The 22215-nt window shown below is 53.9% G+C and carries 20 protein-coding genes and 2 pseudogenes; 14 read left to right on the plus strand and 8 right to left on the minus strand.

The window, feature by feature from the left end:
• Window positions 1–44 precede the first annotated feature (44 nt).
• The 7 genes and pseudogenes from K1X80_RS18965 to K1X80_RS18995 all read left to right on the plus strand — a co-directional run.
• Window positions 45–143, plus strand: a pseudogene (locus K1X80_RS18965) (IS5/IS1182 family transposase); the annotation flags it as partial.
• Window positions 144–621: 478 nt separating this feature from the next.
• The gene (locus tag K1X80_RS18970; RefSeq protein WP_232925181.1) at window positions 622–1575 is read left to right on the plus strand and encodes a dynamin family protein; all 954 of its coding nucleotides are present in this window, start codon (window positions 622–624) and stop codon (window positions 1573–1575) included.
• Window positions 1572–3830 carry a dynamin family protein gene (locus K1X80_RS18975; protein WP_198712535.1) on the plus strand — a complete coding sequence of 753 codons (2259 nt, stop codon included), beginning with the start codon at window positions 1572–1574 and terminating at the stop codon, window positions 3828–3830. Before K1X80_RS18970 ends, K1X80_RS18975 begins: the two co-directional genes overlap by 4 nt.
• A 12-nt stretch (window positions 3831–3842) precedes the next feature.
• Window positions 3843–4739 (plus strand): hypothetical protein, encoded by an 897-nt coding sequence (locus K1X80_RS18980; protein ID WP_057711635.1) that lies wholly within the window; start codon window positions 3843–3845, stop codon window positions 4737–4739.
• 4 nt (window positions 4740–4743) lie between these two features.
• A complete protein-coding gene (locus K1X80_RS18985) occupies window positions 4744–7944 on the plus strand; it encodes an ATP-binding protein (RefSeq protein WP_126588263.1) in 3201 nt (1066 codons plus the stop codon).
• On the plus strand, window positions 7941–8528 hold the full coding sequence (locus K1X80_RS18990) for an HNH/ENDO VII family nuclease (protein ID WP_126588262.1): 588 nt from the start codon (window positions 7941–7943) through the stop codon (window positions 8526–8528). Before K1X80_RS18985 ends, K1X80_RS18990 begins: the two co-directional genes overlap by 4 nt.
• A gap of 15 nt (window positions 8529–8543) precedes the next feature.
• On the plus strand, window positions 8544–8951 hold the full coding sequence (locus K1X80_RS18995) for an SMI1/KNR4 family protein (RefSeq protein ID WP_126588261.1): 408 nt from the start codon (window positions 8544–8546) through the stop codon (window positions 8949–8951).
• A 686-nt stretch (window positions 8952–9637) separates the two neighbouring features.
• On the opposite strand, the gene K1X80_RS19000 is transcribed toward K1X80_RS18995, so the two are convergent.
• Both K1X80_RS19000 and K1X80_RS19005 read right to left on the minus strand, forming a co-directional pair.
• Window positions 9638–10690 (minus strand): ADP-ribosylglycohydrolase family protein, encoded by a 1053-nt coding sequence (locus K1X80_RS19000; RefSeq protein WP_126588259.1) that lies wholly within the window; start codon window positions 10688–10690, stop codon window positions 9638–9640.
• Window positions 10691–10700: 10 nt separating this feature from the next.
• Window positions 10701–10958, minus strand: a complete 258-nt coding sequence (locus tag K1X80_RS19005; RefSeq protein WP_126588258.1) for a hypothetical protein — start codon at window positions 10956–10958, stop codon at window positions 10701–10703.
• A gap of 119 nt (window positions 10959–11077) precedes the next feature.
• Between K1X80_RS19005 and K1X80_RS19010 the strand changes: the two genes are divergently transcribed.
• Complete coding sequence (locus tag K1X80_RS19010; protein ID WP_126588257.1) at window positions 11078–11953, plus strand: YafY family protein; 876 nt, start codon at window positions 11078–11080, stop codon at window positions 11951–11953.
• Between the two features lie 83 nt (window positions 11954–12036).
• Here the strand turns inward: K1X80_RS19010 and K1X80_RS19015 are convergent, their stop codons facing one another.
• Window positions 12037–12714 carry a hypothetical protein gene (locus K1X80_RS19015; RefSeq protein WP_126588256.1) on the minus strand — a complete coding sequence of 226 codons (678 nt, stop codon included), beginning with the start codon at window positions 12712–12714 and terminating at the stop codon, window positions 12037–12039.
• 206 nt (window positions 12715–12920) lie between these two features.
• Window positions 12921–13112: pseudogene (locus K1X80_RS19020) on the minus strand (transporter substrate-binding domain-containing protein); the annotation flags it as partial.
• Between the two features lie 120 nt (window positions 13113–13232).
• Here K1X80_RS19020 and K1X80_RS19025 point away from each other — a divergent pair.
• Window positions 13233–14573 carry a hypothetical protein gene (locus K1X80_RS19025; RefSeq protein WP_185833384.1) on the plus strand — a complete coding sequence of 447 codons (1341 nt, stop codon included), beginning with the start codon at window positions 13233–13235 and terminating at the stop codon, window positions 14571–14573.
• A gap of 743 nt (window positions 14574–15316) precedes the next feature.
• Window positions 15317–15847: a hypothetical protein gene (locus K1X80_RS19030; protein ID WP_126588255.1), complete on the plus strand. Its 531-nt coding sequence runs from the start codon at window positions 15317–15319 to the stop codon at window positions 15845–15847.
• 23 nt (window positions 15848–15870) lie between these two features.
• On the opposite strand, the gene K1X80_RS19035 is transcribed toward K1X80_RS19030, so the two are convergent.
• From K1X80_RS19035 to K1X80_RS19050, 4 genes are read right to left on the minus strand one after another with little or no spacing between them, the layout of a single operon-like run.
• A complete protein-coding gene (locus K1X80_RS19035; protein ID WP_126588254.1) occupies window positions 15871–16632 on the minus strand; it encodes an NAD-dependent deacylase in 762 nt (253 codons plus the stop codon).
• On the minus strand, window positions 16619–17626 hold the full coding sequence (locus K1X80_RS19040; protein ID WP_126588253.1) for a hypothetical protein: 1008 nt from the start codon (window positions 17624–17626) through the stop codon (window positions 16619–16621). Before K1X80_RS19040 ends, K1X80_RS19035 begins: the two co-directional genes overlap by 14 nt.
• 55 nt (window positions 17627–17681) lie before the next feature.
• A complete protein-coding gene (locus K1X80_RS19045; protein ID WP_126588252.1) occupies window positions 17682–18281 on the minus strand; it encodes a hypothetical protein in 600 nt (199 codons plus the stop codon).
• A gap of 26 nt (window positions 18282–18307) precedes the next feature.
• Window positions 18308–19195: a tetratricopeptide repeat protein gene (locus K1X80_RS19050; protein WP_126588251.1), complete on the minus strand. Its 888-nt coding sequence runs from the start codon at window positions 19193–19195 to the stop codon at window positions 18308–18310.
• 106 nt (window positions 19196–19301) lie between these two features.
• Between K1X80_RS19050 and K1X80_RS19055 the strand changes: the two genes are divergently transcribed.
• The 4 genes from K1X80_RS19055 (at window position 19302) to K1X80_RS19070 (ending at window position 22215) form a co-directional block, all read left to right on the plus strand.
• Complete coding sequence (locus tag K1X80_RS19055; RefSeq protein WP_126588249.1) at window positions 19302–20297, plus strand: YafY family protein; 996 nt, start codon at window positions 19302–19304, stop codon at window positions 20295–20297.
• Between the two features lie 71 nt (window positions 20298–20368).
• Window positions 20369–20533: a hypothetical protein gene (locus tag K1X80_RS19060; protein WP_185833383.1), complete on the plus strand. Its 165-nt coding sequence runs from the start codon at window positions 20369–20371 to the stop codon at window positions 20531–20533.
• Window positions 20534–20536: 3 nt separating this feature from the next.
• A complete protein-coding gene (locus K1X80_RS19065; protein ID WP_126588247.1) occupies window positions 20537–21691 on the plus strand; it encodes a hypothetical protein in 1155 nt (384 codons plus the stop codon).
• A 233-nt stretch (window positions 21692–21924) separates the two neighbouring features.
• Window positions 21925–22215, plus strand: a complete 291-nt coding sequence (locus K1X80_RS19070; RefSeq protein ID WP_126588245.1) for a hypothetical protein — start codon at window positions 21925–21927, stop codon at window positions 22213–22215.

A 22215-nucleotide genomic window follows, 5' to 3' on the forward strand; every position in this document is an offset into this window, starting at 1 on the left:
CGACACCCTTGCCGCTCACTTTGCCTCAACTGACCTCGAGCACTCGTTCGGTGATCCTGAGAAAGCGCAACTCGATCAAGGGCAATGCCGATCTGGACACAGGTCTCTACCGTTACCGGGACTTGGTCCAGAACACCTTTAGCGGAGTGCTGGCTTAAATCCGCGGGTCGGCAACGCCCCATCGGGGCCATTCATTGATTGCGTTAAAGATTATTGGATTCAGGCCGATAGATGGCTTAACCGGCGCTCTCCCAAGACAGCCAAGCATTTGTACAAGGATGACTCGCTTGACCTCAGCCAAGACCCATAACGCCATTCATATGTGACATGGATCTCAGGCGTGGATCGATGTGATCAACAAGAAGCTGGAGAGAATGCGCGGGCTCTACAGAAGTTGCCCCTGCGACCTGTTCTGTCGCGCACCTGTGAGAACGTCACCATCCAAGCAAACAACGCGTGACATTTTAACCAGGGGCGATAGCGCTGCCGCCGCCCCTATAGCACTCATGGATTACGACTAGCCAGACGCGTTCCGACGCGACGGGCGATAGGGATAATAAGTTTATGAAGCAAACAGCGCCCAAAAAAGCGCAGGCAACCACAGCTAGGCCACGAAGGCCTTTGACCACGGACACCTTCGACGTATTGGTGCTGGCGACTATGAGCGCCGGCAAAACGTCCTTCATCAACGCCTTGATCGGGCAAGAGCTTCTACACACGGCCAATGAAGCCACCACTGCCTGCATGACCAGCGTCGAACATCGTCAGGGTACGAAGTATTTTAGCGGCGCATGTTATTCGTACTCCGATATTGAGTTAGCACGTCAGCCAAAAACTTCGGCGGAGCTTGTTCGTAACTGGAATGCCAATGCCGAGGTTAAGCGCATCACGCTGGCTGGCAGCTTTAAAATCGTGCCACGTCCGGCACCTGGGCTGGTGCTGCATGACACGCCCGGACCGAATAACAGTCAGGACGACGGGCATGCTCAATTGATGCTTGAGGCGGTACGTACGGTCTCCTTCAAAGCATTGTGCTATGTGCTCAATGCCAGCCAGCTGGGAACGCAGGATGACAGGGCCTTCCTGGAGCAACTTCGCGATGAACTAGCCAGCAAGCCTGGCCACCCGATTTACTTCATTCTCAATAAAGTCGATTTGCTCGACCCAGAAAGGGGCGAAGACATCACCACCTATGTCAGCAGCGTGTACAGCTATCTGACGGCCATAGGTTTCGAGCATCCGATGATCATACCGACCATGGCCAGTACCGCCCTCTATGCCCGCAAGGCATTGAAGGCAGAGACATTGACCCGCACGCAGCGCTCGAAACTTCGGCAAGCCCTAGATGATCTCGGCGATAACAAACGCGCCCTGCTTCACGCCACTGTAGTACCCGACTTTATCAAGAAGCGGGTCTTCAAAACGCTGGCCAGCCTCGAACGGCAGCATCAGGCCAAGCCATCTGACGAGCAGGCCTGCGAGAAAAATGAATTACAACAACTGGTTGCCATCAGCGGCCTTAAAACAGTTGAAATCCTTATAAAACATCAACGGCAATCGGTTGAAAACCCATGAACGCTATCGAAATCAAGCACAACCCATTCACCGTCGACACTGCTTTTCTGATCAACGGGCAAGCCCCCGCAGATGGTTGCAAGCTTTCGAGCTACAAGGAATCGCGACTGCAGGTCTGGGTCGAGAAGCTGTTCGACGAGTTGAACAACCTGTTCAATGGTGACAACAACTACCACATCACCTTCAAGGGCGTAGAGTCGGACTATCTGGATATCGTCGAGGCTGCGGAGGTGGCCATCGCTAAAGGCATGCAGGTCGAGCTGACCTGGATTGAAACGGTACCTACTGAAACTCGCCTGAAACAGATTCGCGAGCTGATGCAAGAGGCTCAGGAACATCCGAAATTTGAGCACTTCATTAACGAAAACGAAGAGGTGCGCAAGTCCTTCAACGAAGCGTTCAACCGCGATTTTGACGTCTATGTCGTGGCCACGATGTCTTCAGGAAAATCGACGCTGATCAACGCCATGCTCGGCCGCGACCTCTTGCCAGCGGCGAACGAGGCCACGACGGCGACCATTGCCCGGATTACTGACAACGATTCGATGACGGGGCGTTTTACAGCTAAGCGATTCAACCGTAGCGGTGACAAGGTAGGCCAGGATGATAATGTCACCCTGGAAACGCTCAAGGAATGGAACCTACTGACTGATACTCAGGTAATTGATATCGAAGGCAATATTGAAGCGATTCAGGAACGTGAAAGCGTGCGCCTGGTATTGACCGATACCCCCGGCCCCAACAACAGCCAGGATGAAGAACACCAGCGTACCACCATGGGCTTCATCTCGGACTCCAAGCGCAACCCGCTGATCCTCTATGTGCTCAACGCCAGCCAACTAGGCACAAATGACGACCGTAACCTTTTGAGCCTGGTCGCCGATACCATGCGCAAGGGGGGCAAACAGAGCAAGGACCGCTTCATCTTCGTGATCAACAAGATGGATGTGTTCGATCCTGAGAACGGCGAAGACCTGCCCTCGGTTTTGGCCCGCGTCAACCAGTACCTCACCAGCAATGATATCCATAACCCACAGATCTATCCGGTATCCGCTAACCTCACGCGCTTGATTCGCAAACCAAGCGACGAGCACACCCGCAAGGAGCGTGGTGAATACAAAGCGATGGCCGACATGTTCAGCGAAGAGCCGAGCATGAACCTGCTCCAGTACATGCCGATTAGCTCGAGGGTCAAACGTAACCTTCGAGAGAGAAAACACTCAGAGTTGCTGCTGAGTAGCGGCCTCCCGGCAGTTGAGGCGATGATCGATGAGTACATCGACAAGTACAACTTCCCGCATCGTTTGAAGCGCGCTTATGACGCCATGACCAAGGCAATCGAGGTGGGGCTCAACGAGGCCGAGTTGATCGAGCAGTTGGATCAGGATGAGCGCTTTCTCCGTCATATCAATGAAGAGATTCAGGCACTTCAGCAACGGCAGGAGCAAGGTTTCGACACGGCAGCTTACAAGGATAAAATCGCGCGGGAAGGTAAAGATCTGCCCGCGGCCACTGAGCGTGAGCTGTCTGAACTCGAAGGCGTGATCCAACCCGTTTTGAGAAAGCTAGCGGAGCGCTTCACTAGCAGTAGCGTGACGGTAAGTATTGCCGAAACACGCATCCAAGAGGCCGAAGAGCAGCTTCAGTTCCAACACAGGAAACTGATCAACGCTTATGAGGATGTTTTCAGCTCCAGCCAGGAAATCATTCGCCAGGACCTGCACCAGGAGTACCAGCGCTACATCGCCGACCTGTTTAATGATACCCAACACCTGCAGTTGCCTATCCTGGAAGGCATCAAAAAAACGGTCGGGGATATTTCGTTCAACCTCAACGTGAAAAACAACGAAATCCAGGAGCGAGAGATCGTCATCAGCTCCCGCGAGGTCAGTGCCAGCAAGTGGTACAAACCCTTCTCCTGGGGCTCGACCAAGACCGTCCATGAGTATGGGACTGAAACCTTCGTAGATCTCGAGGCCTTGTGGAAAGAGCGAGTCACCCGCGTTGAAGCAGAGTTTGAACGCTTAGTGGACAGCGCCCGAAATGAAATTGAGGTCGGTAAAAATCGCCTGATCGACCAATTCCTGGCATTCATGAACAGGGAGTTCGATACAAAATTCAGTGAGCTGTTGATTTCACTGAGTGAAAAGACGAGCGACCGCAACGCCCGTGAACGGGCAATTGCAGAGGCAAAGGAACTGCATAGCTGGATCGAAGCCTTCAAGTCCAAACTCGACAATACTTTGGCCGTTTAACCTGGAGCTCATATGACAACCTCAACCGCAACGCTCTCCAAAGCCCGAAAAGGCTTTCTAGCGTCACTCGATGACACCCAACTCAGCACTGAACTTTTGCTGGATGTGCTTACACAGGCACAAGCTCAGACCCCTGAACTGGTTGTCAGCTACGAGGCAGGTGAAGCAAAGAGCCCCATAGACAACGATCCAGTCAGTTGGACCAGCTCTTACTACAGCCGTCACAAAATTCTTGCTGAGCACAACTTTTCCCGCGAGCGCCTGGAACACTTGATCCGTGTTCGCGATCACTTCCGCAAACAGAGCATCAAAGGCTTCGTTCCGTCTTCCGAGCGGACGAGTGCCACAGTTGAAAATTCCCGGACTGCGTCGATGCATTACACACCCTCTGCAAACCTCAAGAAGTTCGTCGACGAAGGTGACTTGCTAACGATCCGCACCGCACTGCGGATGGAGTTGAACGACAATCGTCTTTCAAGCGAAGAGCTCCGTGCAGCGCTGTCATGGGTCAAAACCAAAGTACCCGGCCTTTGCGAAAGCTACTCTGAGAAAGCCTTCGCCCGTGCAATGGACCCGGATCGCAACCATTGGACTTCGGAGTACTACGACGGTCAGGTTGTCTACCTGAAGGCCAACTTCGCCGAAGAACGCTACTTGCATCAGATCGACGTACGCTCGTTACTGCGTGAACGGGGCGTAGAAGGCTTCGTTGCGATTGCGCCAAAACCGAAGACCGCCTCAAGCCAAGCCTCGCCAGCAACATTACAACAACAGCATCATTCCTCGCAGTCGCAACGCTCCCCCCTCTCCTCTTCCAGCTCGGAGCTCAACCCTGTGTTCAAAACAGCGTTGATGATCGGTGGCACCATCGCCGCACTGGTGGTCTTTCTGATTGCGCTGGTGAAGTGACCCCATGAATACGACTACCCTCAGTCCACTGGCCATCCGAGAAATCCAGCAAAGCGCTGCCTTGACACTGGAGGCCGGACGGGCACTGATCAATCGCAGCTACCTGTCGGAACTGGATCGATACCCGGTTCACTCCTCCACCGAGGCGGGCGTACTATTCAACCGGGCGAGCGACATGCGGATCTTCCGTGTCGAACGTATCGTCCAGGACAACAAGCAGTCGGTGCTCGAAAGCACGACCGCGGCCTACACCGCACTGGGGGCCGCCGGGTATTCGGTATTCCTCTTCCTGCGCTCCGATGGCCGCGAAACGGACCTGTATATCGGTACCCGTGGCGAATCTGGAAAAATGCTCGGGCAAAACTCCGGCGAACTGCTACGCGAGACCTTCAAGGGGCACTTCTCGGGCAGTGCCTTGCACGCCCTAAATGTCCAGGACGCCAATTCGCTACTTGATACACTGCAGGCGGAAAAGGACAACCCCGCTGCCAGTATCACCGCAGTGACGGGCGTGCCGGCGCTGTCCACCGAAAACCGCGAGCATTTCATGCAGGGGCTTGAGCGCTTTATCGATGCGGCTGAGCAGCGCGTCTATCAAGCGGTGATTCTGGCCGAGCCGGTGTCTTCGCAGAACCTAGACCTGATCCGTGCCGGTTACGAGCAGGTCGCAACTCAGCTCTCGCCACTGCTCAAGCAGCAACTGTCGTTCGGTGAGCAGGAAAGTGACAGTGTCGGGCTCAGCATCAGCCAAGGCCTGAGCGATTCACTGGGGCACAGCCTAGGCCTGACGGAAACCAGGGGTACGTCGGAAACTATTGGTACCTCGACCACTGAAACGACTGGAACCAGCGAGTCGTTCAGTGCGCAGACCACGCTCGGCAAATTGGCATCCTTTGGCGGCAAGATGGTCGGTTCATTGTTCAATGAGCAACGGACCACAGGCACCACACAATCCACCGCCCAAGGCCGCAGCGAAACCCACGGCACGTCCTGGAGCGAGTCTGCATCCAGGACCACCTCGACAACCCAGACCAACAGCACAACCGACAGCCGCTCGCTCAACAAGACCACCGGCGCCAACCGCCAGATCTCGATCGAGATGACCGACAAGACCATCGAGCAACTGTTGAGCAAAATCGATCACCACCTGCTACGCATCGACGAAGCCAAGACCTACGGCGGCTGGAACTCGGCCGCTTACTTCATCGGCGACAGCAAGGCATCGTCCGAGTCACTGGCAAGCATCTTTCTCGGCCTCGTTCGCGGCAGCAAGTCCAGCCACGAAGACTTCGCCCTGACCACCTGGACCTCAAACCACAAGTCAGCGGTGCTGAGCTGGCTCTCAACCTTCAGCCATCCGCAGCTCAAGCCTGGCTTCTCGACGCGGGTGCCGATCAGCTATGTTACCCCTGCCACGCTGATCTCCAGCAAAGAAATGGCCATTCAAATGAGCCTGCCACGGCGCTCAACCTCGACGGTGTCAGTGGTCGAGACCCAGGCTTTCGGGCGCAAGGTGCAGCGCCTGGATGGCAACGCCACACTGTCTTGCAAGGACAGGACGCTGACCCTGGGCAACATCCGTCACCTCTGGGAAAACCTGCCACAGACGATTGAACTGAGCCTGGATCAGCTGTCCAGCCACGTCTTCGTCAGCGGTTCGACCGGTGCCGGCAAAAGCAACACGCTATACGAAATGCTCAACCAGGTCAGTGCCGCGGGCGTACCGTTCCTGGTCATCGAACCGGCCAAGGGCGAGTACAAGCACGTCTTCGGACAGCGCTCGGATGTCAGTGTGTTCGGCACCCACCCGGCCCACAGCGACCTGCTCAGGATCAACCCCTTCCGCTTCCCGAGTGCAATCCATGTGCTGGAGCATGTGGATCGGCTGGTGGAGATATTCAACGTGTGCTGGCCGATGTATGCGGCCATGCCTGCGGTGCTCAAAGAAGCGATCCTGCAGGCGTACCAAGCCTGTGGCTGGGACCTGGAGCTGTCCAGCAACCGCTACAGCGATAGCTTGTTCCCGACCTTCACCGATCTGCTCAGCACACTGGAAACAGTCATCGAAGCATCGGCCTACTCCCAGGAACTCAAGGGCAACTACATAGGTTCGCTGTCTACGCGGATCAAATCCCTCACCAACGGCTTGAATGGCCAGATCTTCGCTGCGAATGAAATCGACAGCAGCGTTCTGTTCGACAGCAATGTGATCATCGATCTTAGCCGCATAGGCTCGTCCGAAACCAAAGCCCTGATCATGGGCATCCTGATCATGCGCCTGAGTGAACACCGCATGGCGTTTGGCGGAATGAATCAACCGCTGCGTCACGTCACCGTACTTGAAGAAGCACACAACATTCTCAAACGCAGCCCTTCCGAAGGGGGGGGCGAAGGCTCGAGCATGGTCGGCAAGTCGGTTGAAATGCTGACCAATGCGATTGCCGAAATGCGCACCTATGGTGAAGGTTTCATCATCGCTGACCAGTCGCCGCATGCGGTCGATATCGCAGCGATCCGCAATACCAACACCAAAATCATCATGCGCCTGCCCGATGAGATGGACCGACGCCTGATCGGCAAATCCGTGGCCCTGCGTGATGATCAGCTCGAAGAGATCGCGAAGCTGCCCAAGGGCGTTGCCATCGTCTACCAGAACGACTGGCTGGAGCCGGTGCTGTGCCAGGTCAGGAAGTTCGCCGGTCGAGAAACAACCTACATCTACCGCCCCGCAGCAAATGCCAATATCAACAGTAGCCACTTCAATCAACAGTTGCTCAGCTTACTGCTGGCACAGCGTATTAACACGCCGGTTGAAGTAGAGGTGGCACTGCTGGAAAACGGCTTGTGCAACCTGCCGTTGCTTGCCCGGTGCAAAATTGCCTTGCTCCAAGCGCTCGACGAGTACAAGGAAGATCAACAGCTGACACTGTGGAAACCGGAAGCCTTCGCTTACACCTCGCAATTGGTGGTCGACTTTCTCGGCTGCCGCAAGCTGGTGCAGCAGGCGATTCAGTCGGCGACCGATTATGGCCACCTGAGTGATCTGCTTGACCAATTGCTGAAGGGTTGTGTTGCCGGCCTTGGTCAGGAATTGGCCCTAGCCGCCCAACAATGCCTGATGAAAGACTTCAGTTTGCAGCATGACAGCCACCTCGAGATCTATTCCATGTGGCGCACCCGCCGTAAAACAGAGAGTGTCCTGTGAAATTTGAAAACTTCTCCGCCGAAAAAATCGAGGTTCCATCGAAGCTGGCGTTGATTGCCCGGGAAATGCCCGACAAATGTCTGAACGTCGCTGAACTCGACAAGCCAATGGCGCTCACCCAGGAAAATCGCCTGGAGTTGCCCGAGGTCTCTCCCGAAACACGCGAACGCCTAGAGCACCTGGGTTTTCCAGAAGAGGTGCTCGATGTAATCGGCAGTGAGGCCGAAGCTCGTATCTACGAGGATGCCAACCTGGAACCGGCGCAGGTCAATGGCAAGGATGCGCTGATTCGCACGGATATCGATTACGACCAGAAAGACCTGTTCGGCAACACCAACCTGGAACGGATGCAGATGGGCAAGGCGCCGCTGGATGCGAACGGCAAACCGATCGAACTCCACCATATTGGTCAGAAGCAGGATTCTCCGCTCGCCGAACTGACCAGCAGCGAACATCGTGGCAATGGCAATGACAATGTGCTGCACAACAAGCAGAAAGAGTCGGAAATCAATCGAGAAGATTTCGACAAAGAACGAAAAGACTACTGGAAGGCGCGAGCTGAACAGATCGAAAACCAGCAGTGAGTACGAGCCCCTCTTATGAAAAAACTAAAAGATTTGGTTGACCGTTATCAGGCTAATACCCGCCCTGCGGACTCGGCCAGCATCACTGCGCTCCAGGAACAGCTTGGTTTTGCTCTTTCTGCCGAGTACACGTCGTTCCTGTCAACATTCGGGGTGATTGTCTTTGAGGCCTATGAAACCTATGGTCTTGGTGTTCCGAATGACTATTACCTGCATGTCCTGAACAGTTTTACAGATCTTTCGCGCGATCCAAGCTACCCGAAAAATGCTGTACCGCTGATCGAAATCGGGGACGGCCAGTACTATCTATACGACAACAAGGCCCAAAAGGTTCTGCTATGGTCTACTCCCAATGGCGGTGTGATCCGGGTATTGGACGTTGACCTTGATCAATTTTTGATCAGTCATATCTTTGCTGAATAGCAACGTGTGCGGTATTGGTGTTCAAGTGATACTCAAGACCGCACTACCTAGGCGAACAGGAAAAACCTACCGCGGAGGCTGTCAGCTTCGTTTGAAGAACTAACTGAGTGCAGTCGCTACTGCACTCAGCTCCTGCAACCGCCGGGCAATCAACATCCAGAAAAACCGTAATTGTTTCACCTTCATCCGGGATCCGGAATAGAACGCCGATATCTTCAATTACATACGGACCGTCTCTATATCCGCGTATGCCACCAATATCAACGCACACAGCTTCCAAGAACCCTACGCCAACTTGAACAATGGCCCCTCCCAAAGCTCGTTACATTTACCCGTTCCCGGCAGAAGGCGACAGACGCGTCCAGCGACAGACAAGTCTGGGCAATAAACAGCCCAGCCCAATGGCATGTAGACATGATGTCTACATGCCCAGCGCTTGTAATGCCTTTACCGGCTCGACAAAAATTCGACCAGTGTTCTCTCCAACAACCCTGGAGGTCGGGTAGTCAGCGAGGTGCTCTGGCACTGGGGACATCGATCAAACCGATATCCTGGCCGCAGCACGTCACTTTGCGGTGCCACTGTTTTCCTCCACCCGCAATTAATGCAGACATAGGTAAGAAGTCTAGGCCTCATGGGCATGGTAGTTCTCCAAATGCTGATACGCACTCAATGACTTAACTCACTCAGTCCCCGGGATAGGCCCGCTCGATCTGTTCATCGAGCTCCCCGCCATGTCCACAATAATCACTAGGTACACGTTCAATATCCTCGGCAATCTGCTCGATCACTTCGCGCAGCTCCAATTGCCCGTACCATCGAGCAGGAATCGCCGCAGCACCATACTGAACTCCCAACAGGTGCCCGGCGATCAACCCGGTGCTGTCACTGTCGCCACCGTGATTCACCGCAGTGATCACGCCCTCCTCGAACGAGCGCGCGGCCAGGGCGCACCACAACCCAATAGCCAACGCCTCTTCGGCGACCCAACCGCCGCCGAATTCGCCTATGCGTTGCGGGGTGGGTTGGTAGCCCTCGTAAAAGAAGAACAGCACGCGCTCGATTAGACTACGTGTTTCTTCCATACCGGGCATTTGTCCGTAATTGGCCAAGCTTTGAGTAACTGCGTGCTCCAGACTGTCTTGCCGATCGACAATGCGCTGGAGAATATCGGCGAACAGTCCGGCCGCCAGGTAGCCCGTGGGGTGCCCGTGGGTCAGGCGTCCTGACTGAGCAGCGTAGTCAAAGGCGTTGGCAAAGAACGCACAGGGCGCGACACGCATCACGGCGCCACAGTCTTTACTGTTGTTCTCGGCAACAGCACCTAGCCGTAGACTGGCCTTGAGTGCACTGATGCAGGTAGTGCCAGGAGCGCGACGAGACCAGAGCGCCAGTTGCTCGACCAACCACCCATCCCGGCTGATAGGCATCGCCGTAGGGTAATCCTGGGTCATCAGCCAGCGCAGCAACGCATGATGGATAATGCTCGGAACGTGGCAAATCCCCCGCGAACTGCCGCGAACATAAGCCCGCAGCAAGCCTTCTGCGGTGAAAAGCATCATCTGCGTGTCGTCGGTGATGGCGCCGGTGATACCGAAAGCAGGGGCAAAATCAACGATACCTTGTGGACCGAATTTAGCTTCGATTGCAGGCCATTCGAGGAACTCCACCGGGGCGCCCAACGCATCGCCGACGGCACCGCCCAACAGACAGCCTTTGATCCGTTCAAGTCTGTTCATGTCCTTTCCCTTATCCCTCTGCCGGGATCAATTCCTGCAAAATCACCAGCTTTCTTTGCAACTGCTCTATGTGCTCTTTCTCAGCTCGCAGCGCCGAACGCAGTTCCCGATTTTCCATTTCCCAAATCCGCGCCCAGCGCACGTCCTTTTGGAAGCCAAGAGCCATTTGCCAGAGTTCACGCAACCTCAGGCACTGCAGCAGAAGCACCAGCAGGATTGCCCCCATCATCACCAATGCACCCGTCGAAACTGCTTCCGACATACTCATGACCACTTCCTTCCGTGAGTTCGATTCATCTCGAAGACAAACACACGATATGTAGTGATTAGTGACAGGTCTAGAATGTAGACTTATACAGGTAAAGTATTCGCGCACATGGAGAGGTTATGAAACGCAAGCAGTCCATCGAACAAGTCCGCTGGGATTTGGCACTTCGCTATCGTTTGATTGAGACCGTTGCCTGGTGGGAGGGCCGGTTGACCACGGGGCACTTGATGCAGAGCTTCGGCATCAGCCGACAGCAGGCATCCAAAGACATCAACACCTACATCAACGAGCATGCGTCTAAAAACCTTACATATGACAAAAAAATAAAGGGCTATGTGCCCAGCACGGCGTTCAAGCCGCTGTTCATTGACGACAGTGCCAGCGCCTATTTGCACCTGCTGTATCAAAACAATGCGCGCGCGCCGCACATTGAGGGCCTGGCCCTCGCTTATGCCCACACCAAGGTGCTGGAAGTGCCGGATCGCTCGATCAAGGCAGAAATCCTTCGGCCGTTGCTCAAGGCTTGCCGCGACCACCTGCGCCTGGACATTGACTACGTTTCGCTGAATAGCCCAGACCCCGAGGGCCGCACGATCGCGCCACACACCCTGGTGTACACCGGCATGCGCTGGCACGTTCGCGCCTACTGTGAGAAAAACCGTGAATACCGCGATTTTGTTCTGAGTCGACTACGCGGTGTGCCCGACGTGCGGGATGATGAAACCGAAAATGGCATCGATGGAGATGATGTCTGGAACACCGAGGTGGCGGTGATCATAAAGCCCGACGAGCGCCTGACGCTGGCGCAGAAGGCGATCATCCAGACTGATTTCGGTATGGTGGATGGGCAGCTAGAGATTCCCAGTCGCCAAGCGTTAGTCAAGTATGTGTTGCAGCGGTATCAGATCGATCCCAAGAATCTAGACCCAAAGCCGGAGGCACAACAGATAGTGGCGGGGAACCTGAAGGAGTTGAAACACTGGTTGTATGACTGAGGGAGTCAGGCACACATCTTCATTCCAGGCAGCGCGTTCCCTGAACTTACGCATTGCAGCGTAATACTCAGGGGCCGAGCGCGTCAGAAGTCGTCGTAAATCGAGTGGGCCTGGGCGAGGTCGTTCTTGATTAGCTGGAAAAACCCACGCTCCACATCCGCCACCCGGTATCTCCCACCGTAGTAAGTCGAACTGATGCAACGACACTCAGAGCGCCAAAGATCGTACACCTGCTCGTTGGCTTGGGTAATTGGAATGCTTGTCGGATATAGGGTCAGTCGATCTAAAGCCCTGCTGATTGGCCGGGCTTGTTTCTTCAACTTACAGATCTGCAAATCCAGCACGCAATACTCCTGGGGGTTCAGGAACATCAGAATCTTGGACACGAAAGAGATATTTGAGTAGCTGGGAAACCCGAGTCGCTTGAGCGCAGCCAACGAGGGGTGACCTGTGCTAACCAGGCCACTGAACGAGGCGTAAGGAGCAAACGAGCCAATCAGTGAGTTAAATTTTTCGAATCGGCTATCTCTGTAGCCGGCCGTCGCGTTTCCCCAATAAATGATGTTGCCCAGGCCTTGCTCGATATCGGTAGGCACCGTCGACCGCAGTTGGGTCTGAATGATCGACTCCAGTTGCTGAATACTGCTCGCTACCTGAGGGTTCTGCTGTTTCGGCAATGCGTGATCGTAGTAGTCCAAAGGGAAGCTATAGGTATGGATGGAGTGCTGCAGGGCCTCTATCTGGGTCCGATTTAACGGCATAGGTTGTTCCTTTAAGGGTCAACAGAGGGCAGCGCCAGTTGCGCCAACGGCGTTACCGATGAGAGACGTATCGACACGAAGTCATGCTTCTTGAGTTTGCTGCATTGGATGAATGAGGATGCTTGCTTGAACTCGCTTTAGGTTCCGGATGTCGCAGCCGGTCCACGCTCGGGAATCACACCAAGCCTTTCCGTCACACTCATCTACGAAAGAATGCCGTCGAACTTCCTCGCTTTCAGCCCCGGGATGACGCTGCCCCTGGGACTTTCCATCCATACGCATTTGACCTTGAGCTGGGCACAGATGGCGCTGCCGATATCGATGTCGAGCCCCACTAGATTACCGTCGGGAGCCTTCGACTCGAACGGCGCGTAACTGGGATCGACACCGAAGCGAATAACCGGAGCAATCGCAAGGTCAGCGCCTTTTCACTCATAGGAAAAATGTCACGACAGGAATTGTCGCAAGCTTAGCGATAATGGAACCTCACCGCAAAAAACCGATCACAGGGGCCTCTCATGACGCGCAATGACTACCTTACTAATCCGACCGTAAAAGATTTCATCGAGTGGCTCAGCGGTAACCTGGACAACACCACGATTCGTCATCAGTACCTGAATCGACAGAGTAAAACCTTGTGGTATTGCGACAGCCTTGCCGACGCTTACTCGGTATACCAATGGCAACATCCTGCAATCGAGCGCCTGCAGGTTCCGGCAGGTAAAACCGCAGTGAGCAACGATGTAGCTCTCAGCGCCCTAAAGGCCGACCTACAGAAGGCGTTGGCACTCGCCCCAGCGGTCAACGATGGAGCGTGCTGCCAAGCTGCTATCGACGTGATGATATGGGGCGGTGTACAGAGCAATAACGTTGCCTGGCTCAATATGAACTTGCGCGGCCTGGCAGCTACCCTATCAGCCACCCGTGACGCCATCGACGCTGGCGTAACCGACGTCCCCATCCTTCAGGCCAAAGACCTCCGATTCAACGCAGGCATGACCAAGGTCTACTCGCTGGTCTGCAAGGACTTTGTCATTTATGACAGCCGTGTCGCAGCAGCGCTTGGCTGGGGCGTAGTGATGTACTGCAAAGTTCGACAACTGAAGACTGTGCCGGAGACCTTGGCTTTCCCATGGGCACCAGCGAAGGAAACCGGTAAGCATTTCGTGAAGTCCCGAAACCCATCCGAAGGAAAGCTTCGTTTCCCCCGCCTGAAAGCTGGTTCCCACCATGCGGAATGGAACATGAAAGCAAGCTGGATTCTCAGCAGTGTAGTTGCCCATCCAAACGCTGCTGCGAGCGCATTCCTAGCCAACGACGGAACCAACGTTGATCCACTCCGCCGCCTGGAGGCCGCTTTATTTATGATCGGGTATGATCTTTGGAATCACCCAGAGGAGGGCCAAGGATCAACTCAACAGTTCGAGCCGGATCTCTCATGGATCGATTGCTGCACACCCACTCGCCGCAAGCCCTTCCGTTACAAGCTCACCGATGAAGGTTTCAGCGTTGAAGGAGGTCCATACTTCCCTGTCGGGGTCGTAAACAAAACCTTGGGCAACCTCCAGAGAACGTTCGGCATCCAGCCTTTCCCGTTAGCCAACAAGGCCGATGACGTACGCAACGGGGATAGCGCCGAAGGGATCGGAACTGCATACCACCACGCTACAAATGGACGTGGCAACATCCCCGACACCAGCAAGCTGGCGGCGATTCTCGAAGATCTTGGGGTGTTCACTGTAAATCACAGCACCAAACTATGGGCGCTGAACGCTGACCTGTTAGCTACGAACGTCGACGGGCAGCCCGACATCGCGCCCGTCATTCTGCGTACGATGGATGAAGATACCATTAGCTGATATTAGTCCATGAGCCAAACGAACATCTTCTCGGTGATAGTCGAGCGGACATCTGAGTCGACAGTCTAAAGGGAGATCGGCCTCGCTTTTTGACCGTCCGTTGGGTCCAGGCTGCGTGGAAAACTCAAAGTTTGGTTGTTTTAGGCCCCCCCTTCCAACTAGTCGATCATCGCGTATGCCCGATTACAGGAGGTCGATTTTTGAGTGAGTCGACCTTCGCAGGGGTTTTCACACAGCCTAGGTCGATTGCTGCTGGTCGTAAATGGCCGGAATCAGCCAGAGCCATCCCTTGGCCTCATTCCAGCAACTGCGATTAATCGCGACTACCCCGATCCCGATAACCTCTGCGTAAATACACTTACTCCAACTGACCCTCATCTTGCGAGGAACTGGCACATTCCGGCAGCGCCGGGTTAAGCATCTATACGACACAGCGTGTCGCTCAGGTCATCTAAGCTTCGGTGAATTCTAGACCTAGCAAATACAACATCATGACTAATCATATCTTTCCCCCTCCAGCCCCACCGCGCCCCATGTCTTTGCCGGTACCTGAAATCGATCACGAAGGAGCCCGCTGGCACGGGCGACTTGTCGGTGTACTGGTGAGTGCAGCGCTCTGGGGGCTGATATTCAGTTGCTTACATTTTGCGGTGAATGGCACAGAGATCTGGCCGCTGTTTGTAATTGGCGCCATATTCTCTCTGGCGTTTTCAATACCGTATATCTGGCGGTAGGTGGTTAAGATGAATAAACCCGAAGAGATTCAGAAGATTTTATTGGTAAAAGATACCGACACACGACAAGTCGTCTACGGGCAAATTTTCTACGATCATTACTTCGACGATGAGGAGCCTGCCACCGATAGAGTAGTACGAGACTATCTTAAGACGTTCTGCATGGATTGCGTCTTGCTGTCGAGCGACAAACTCAACTGTGTCATTCTGGACAGCTTTACTGGACAGGTCTGTAAGGTCACCGAAACGCCCGGCGCGAAGGAGTACGCCATCATCATAAATCGACTGGCTTGCAACAGTGATGCCGCTTGGCAGAACCGGAGCCTTTCGGAAAAATCATGGAAACCGGCTCTGAGCTATTGGGAATTAGGTGGGCAACTGATTGGTCCCATCGAGTCTGGTGACAGGCACCCTAGCTACTGGGACTCTTTCATTAGCGGAGTTTGGTACGTCATCAGCATGGTGGCTTTATCGCTGATTCTGGTGGCGGTGATTAAAACGCTACTGGGTGGGCGTAAGGCCGATGATCATCCGGGCTGATTTTTAAGAACAATGCACTTAGCTCAAGTTTTGAATGCCTGTTCAAGCAATTCTGGCAAGACCTCGCCAGCCAGGCCGACCAAGCTAAACTCCCGATCATGCAGCTTGGTTACGGGCTGAGTATTGATGTGTACGACCGTCGCTCCATTGTCGAGCGCTACCTGGGGAATCCGCGCCGCAGGCTGAACCAACCCGGAGGTTCCGATGGAAAGCAGTAAGTCGCAATGACGGGCTGCATCGTAGGCGGCCAACAATGCAACGTCCGGCAGAGATTCGCCGAACCAGACAACCCCAGGTCGAACCTTTCCGTTGCACTGTAAACAGCGAGGAGGCTCGATCCTTTCGCCACTCGTGAGCAAAGCGGGCAGTATTACGGTTTCGCGGTAGGGTTTATTGCAAGCAAAACAGCGAGGCTCGTTTAGGCTCCCATGCAAGTGCACTACGCCGGAGCTTCCAGCTCGCTCATGCAAGTCATCGACATTTTGGGTAATGACCGTGAGCTTTGCCACCCGAGCAGCTAACGCAGCGATAGCCTTATGCGCGCTATTAGGCTGCGCCTCAAGCCCTTGCCCGCGACGCCATTCGTACCAACCCCAGACAAGTTCTGGATCACGCAGAAAAGCTTCGGGAGTGGCAAGGTCTGCGGGATCAAAACGCTCCCAAAGACCACTGAGAGAATCGCGAAAGGTGGCAATACCACTTTCCGCAGATACTCCCGCACCGCTGAAAATTACGATGTAAGACGCAGAACGAAGCGTCTTCAGTTGTTGATCAGATAACTGCATATGCGGCGTCAGTTGGGGCGTTAGGGGGTGGAACAGAAATACCGGTCCAGACACCTGAGTATTTGACGTTGTAGCCGATCATGAATAACGCCCTCTGGATGTCGTCAACTGTCACGCTGACGCCTCGATTGTTCAACGAAGAAGCCATATTTCCTAGTATGCCGCCACTACTGCGCACCAGTTCGGCCCACGACTGATTTTGCTGAGCCATTTGTTGGGCTGGCTGATACAGCGATTTGAATTTGTACACCCCCAGCGAAGGATCACGTGCATCAGGCTGTTCCCCTCGTTTCGGCCCCCAGCGAAACGACAGATCGGCCGGAACACTCAGGGAACCAAGATTTTGTAGCCAGTACCGAGTCAGCAAACCCAATGCTGCTCCTACTCGCCCGTCGTACATGATGATATTTAACGGATCAGCAGCGGCATAGACCTTGGTCATAGCCGAGTTCATTAACAATTCTTGTCCATCAAATATGGCCAGGGAGCTTGCGCATCCTGGCTGAAGAAACTCGACCGCCATTCTGATTGAATCGCATAAGCGCCCCATATCGGCCTGGCTATTCACCCACAAACGCGAGCTATCGTTTGGTTTTCTCGCCACTCCCCCCCATTCAAAAATATCTAAACAGGCATCCCTGACGTTCTTGTTATCGCTGCAAATCAACCCTGACTGCAATCGCTGAACGATGCACTGGAAAGAATTGGGTAATGATTTCTCAGGCCACGAATAATTTAGATAAGCCTCCTTCAGCGTAGAGCACCACCACTGGCTCGTAGGATGGCCGAGTTTGGCTCTCCATTTCGCCCAAGCTCTGTGGTTCGTAATCTCATAACAATGAAAAATGCCCGAAATGCCCGAAATGCCCAATAACGCGAAGGGCGACCCGGCCTCCCCGGATGATTGAGAAAGAGGGAATTCTCGAGGTGACCAGAGGTCTTCCAGATAGTCGGCAAAATCTTGCTGATTAGTAGTTAGGCTGACTGTCAGCATGTTAAGCGACCCTCCAAATCGTTCAATGATTGGTCTTGGTGAGCAGCAATATTCACTATATCGGCTCTAGGCGGTAGCTAGCAGATTTGTCGATTAACTCAAAAAATAACTCGCCCTCACCTTTTCTGGGCACAGAAGATGCTGCCGCCCAGAACGTTGCATGGGTCCGCGCCAGCTCGCAGAGTTCATGTACTACACCGCTCTCAAGACGTAGGTTTTCCAACTCATCGCGCTTCAGACCCGGGAGGAACAATAAGGCGATATCACGTTTTTGGTTAACGGAAATCTCGGTTAACTCCTTGCTGTGACGGCTGAGCCACTGGGTAATCAGACGAATATCGGCGTGGTGCCTGGCATCGACCACTTCAAGCTGTGCCAGCTTTATCGCTGAAGGTGCCACTATTAACCGACACGCAACGTATCGATCACCCCCTACTAAGGCGGCGCTGGCATTCAGCAAAGCCAATTCCGGTGTGGGACTGGCATATGTTGAATGGCGTCGGGATGGGTAATGTTCGGGCCGTAACCATTCCCACAGGTTATCGACTACATACGGGACATTACTGGGAATCCTAGCTGACATCTGGCGTTTGATTCCCTCTGCTGATGCCGCCAATTTGCTTTCAGGTATCGCCCGGAAAAGGTTTGCGCTCATGCGTTGCTCCTTATGTTCATCTATCTTCAAAGTGTCTTCGAGACAGCAAAAAAATGAGGTCGACGGTCATCGACGCCCACTTCCAGTACCCACTGGCTGCCAAGCCGAATAGCATGATCACGCCAGAAGTCATACATGAGTCCATCCGGGTCTGGCGGTGCCAGCAGGGTCGAGTTATAGAGATAGGCCAAATACTCGGCCGCCATCATGTGTCCCTTCATTGCCGCCCATTGCAGCCAGTAGATTCCGAGTGCCCGTTCATGAGTGGGTGAGTGGTTATCCAGCACCAAGCAACCCAAGAGGAAGCAGGCATCAAGATCATCGTCTTCAGCTGCCCGCATGTACCACTGCACAGCTTTGTGATGATCAGCCGTCCAGTCGTCGGCACTTTCGCAATACAGACTACCCAGCACGCGCGCGGCGCAAAGAACACCGCCCTCGTACGCCTGCTCGTAGTAGCTGATAGCCAGATCCCGATCAACCGGTACACCCTTGCCATAGAAGGCTTGCTCGCCGAGATTGAAAGCCGCCTCTGCGGAACCAAGAACGAAGGCTAACTTGAAAAGCCGTCGGGCCAGAGCAGGCTCGAACAGTACTCGACTGCCATTGAGCCATAGCCAGCCCAGGTCATTAAGAGCATCAGGGTCTGAAGCCATCGCATCATCACGCAGAGATTCATAGTGGACTCGTAACCTGCCAGGTTCGACCATACCGCGAAGCGGATTGGCGGCCTTGATTTGATAGTAAGTCGCCAGGCAAAAATCGTTGGTTTGGCCGATCTCCAAAATTCGTAGTGAAGGAATGCCGATGCCGGCATAAAGGGCCAGCACGTCGTCCGGCTCGAAAAACCGGATGCCATTGACCATGGGCAATATGCCCTCCAATAGATTGAACACCTGGGCGTCTTTAGTCATGCTCATGTCCTGATCGGCGAACTTATCGGGTCCGCCTATTCTCCAGACATGGGCGACAACCTGTGTCGCATAGCAACCCAGATAATTGAAAGGCAGGGATATCTCCGTGGAACAACTCTTTCGTCAGGAAGTGCTGCTAGGTTTGCTACCCCGCATGGAAAGCGCCATTGACACAAAAACCATCCATGAACGCCTCGAAAACCAAGGAATATTTGTCGATCTACGCACCCTACAACGCCATCTACGCGAGTTGGAAAAACGCTTCCCTCATGTAAAAAGTAAACCTAAATCACTTACAGCCAAAGCCAGGATCTGGTGGGCAGACAGATCACTTTCTCGCTTAAGCCTGTTGCCGACCGATGCGATGAGCCTAGTGATGATCATGAACCACGCCAGTCGGTTTGGTATGGCGGCCCAAGTCACCAATCTTTCGGCACTGCATGAATATGCCCGGTCTTTGATGCGTGAGGCCCGGCCGTCTGAGGACTGGTCTAAAAAAGTCATCAGCAATACCCGCTTCATCACTTTAAAACCGGGCAAGGTAGACCCTCAGGTACTCGAATCCCTTCAGAAGGCGCTACTTGATGACTACGCTGTCGAAGCTCAATACCTCAAACGCGGCGCACGCGAAGCTAAGTCCTATCGTCTTCTACCGCTTGGATTGTCCTATCAAGATTCCAACATTTACCTCTCCTGCGTATTTGCGAATCAACCAGACACCCGGCCGGTGGCCTTGCCACTACATCGGTTCATTTCAGTTAAAACAATTCCAGAAAAAATAGCACCCCCTGAAGATTACGATATCAACTCGGTTAGCGCGCAGCGCAGCCTGATCAGCCTTGCGTCAGATACGCCGGTACCGCTACGTCTGCTTTTAAGCCAAGAGATGTACGAGCGACTAGCGGAAAACCCACTCACAGAAGATCAACAACTACTCGATGAAAATGGCTGCCGTACGATGGTGGGCAGCACCCACCTAAGCCAAGGCCTAGAGCTTTGGCTTCTCAGCCAAGGTGACAATCTTGAAGTAGTCGAACCGTTCACCCTGCGCGAGAAAATGGCAGCCACCGCACAAAAAATGGCGGCGCTTTATTTGAAATAATTAGAATACGACATAGCGTGTCGCACGTTGCGTAAAGACTCTTCTCCTACCAAATCCAAGGAGTCTTGACGATGAAAACCTACAAAGCATTCATGCAACGTGTCACGCCTAACGCAGGTCCAGCGGCCAACTTCACCATCACTGTGCAAGCCGTCACCTCGGCCATGGCCAAGGTGACGGCTGAAGCCCAATACCCCGGCTATAAATGTCCTAACAGTCCGATACAGGTGCGCTGAAGCATGAAATATTTCAATGCGACCTTACGTCGCCCGTTTGGATTGACGCCCAAGGATTTTTTGCACGATGTTCACTGCTGTGGCGAAGACCATGAGTGTGCGAGACAGGCCGTCGAAGATCAAAACCCTGGCTTTCATTGCCAAAAGCTTGAGACGTTCAACATCGCAGTTGTCGCCAATAACGAGAATGTTGCAAGCGAATGGACTCGTCGAATGCTGACTTTCTGTAACCCCGACATGCCCCGCGGCGAAACCTATGCCGGCAACCTCAACTTTCATAGCCTTACGGCAGACGAAGCAATCACAGCCTCAGACCTTAATGAAATTCATGTGCTTGATTGCAGCGAACTCTCTACCCAGCACTGGCTGTCTTTTTCCGACCAGACGAGATGCGTCGTCAATCTCCATCATCGGCAATCCTTACGGCCAGTGTTCTATCCGCATTTTAGAAATTTCCTCTGGAGCGCGGAAGACGACGCCAGTGCTTTCTGGGGTTCTCTGTATTCCGCAATCGGCAGTCGCGGCGCCTTAAGTCTCAGCTGGGAGGCGTATGTGCGGTTGGCATCGGGGTACGGTATTTGGCGGGGAAAGGTGGTCCACGGCACCGACCCCATTGTGGCTACTCGGTCACTAGTGCAGGGCCTGGCGCACCAAAAAACAGGTCAACCGGTACTGATCATCGCCGCACCACAGTCATTCACGATGGGGGACTTAGTCAAAGTGGACGACGCTGTGACTGAGGGTTTACCCATGGAGCGCAAAACACTCCTTACGGTGTGGCCTACAGGCACTCGACAGAACTTTGGTCTTTCGTTGCTATGGTTCAGCCCTGAATGGCCGAGTGCGAACTCAGTGACAATCGCTACTCCCCCCTCGTACTGCCTTAAAGACATCGTCGCCACTTGCGAGCACTTGAGTGCCATGGGGAGGGACCGATCCGTCTGCCCCGAACTCGAGTCGATACTTGGCCCCGATGAAATTGCCGAACTCGTGACCAGTAAAATCCTGACCGAAGACGGGCGGCTTGACCTGTGTCTAAGCGGTAATCTCAGCCCCCCTTGGAAAAACTTCTGTATGCTCTCGCCTGGAAAAACGGTGACCTGCGGAAGGTGGGGCATGTCGTCGACGGAGTACGTTCTACCGACAAGCCACCAGTAGTGTTGGTCAATGGCCCAGGCTAGGTGTTCAAGCAATTCGGCAAGCACCTCGCCAAACGGGCAGAGCCCATCGTTGATCAACACGTGCTTCGTTCATACGAACTGTACCGACCCCTGATTCTCGACGAAGCGAAGGAGAACCTGACACTTGAGGATGCAGAGGTAAATCGTATTCGCAGGAAAAACTTGTAGGATCGAGATGTCAGCTGGATAGAAAGTTACAAAGACTGGCTAATGACGCACTTCCGCAAGCAGCAAACCGAAAGCCCAAAGTATGTGATGAATATCGACATGGTGCTTTTTGCCTTGGGTCGCGCGATAAAGACGCGCTACCCCCTCCATCTTCGAGAAACGTCACTCATGAAAACGTACTCAGCCTTCATGCAGCGCGTTGTCGCCACTGCTGGCCCACAGACCAATTTCAATATCACAGTGCAAGCGGTCACTTTCAGCTTGGCCAACATTACGGCCGAAGCACAGTACCCTGGCTACAAATGTCCCAACGCACCGACCCAGGGGTGTTGA

Source organism: Pseudomonas sp. So3.2b (assembly GCF_019464415.1).
In the GTDB taxonomy this organism is placed as follows: Bacteria; Pseudomonadota; Gammaproteobacteria; order Pseudomonadales; family Pseudomonadaceae; genus Aquipseudomonas; species Aquipseudomonas shahriarae.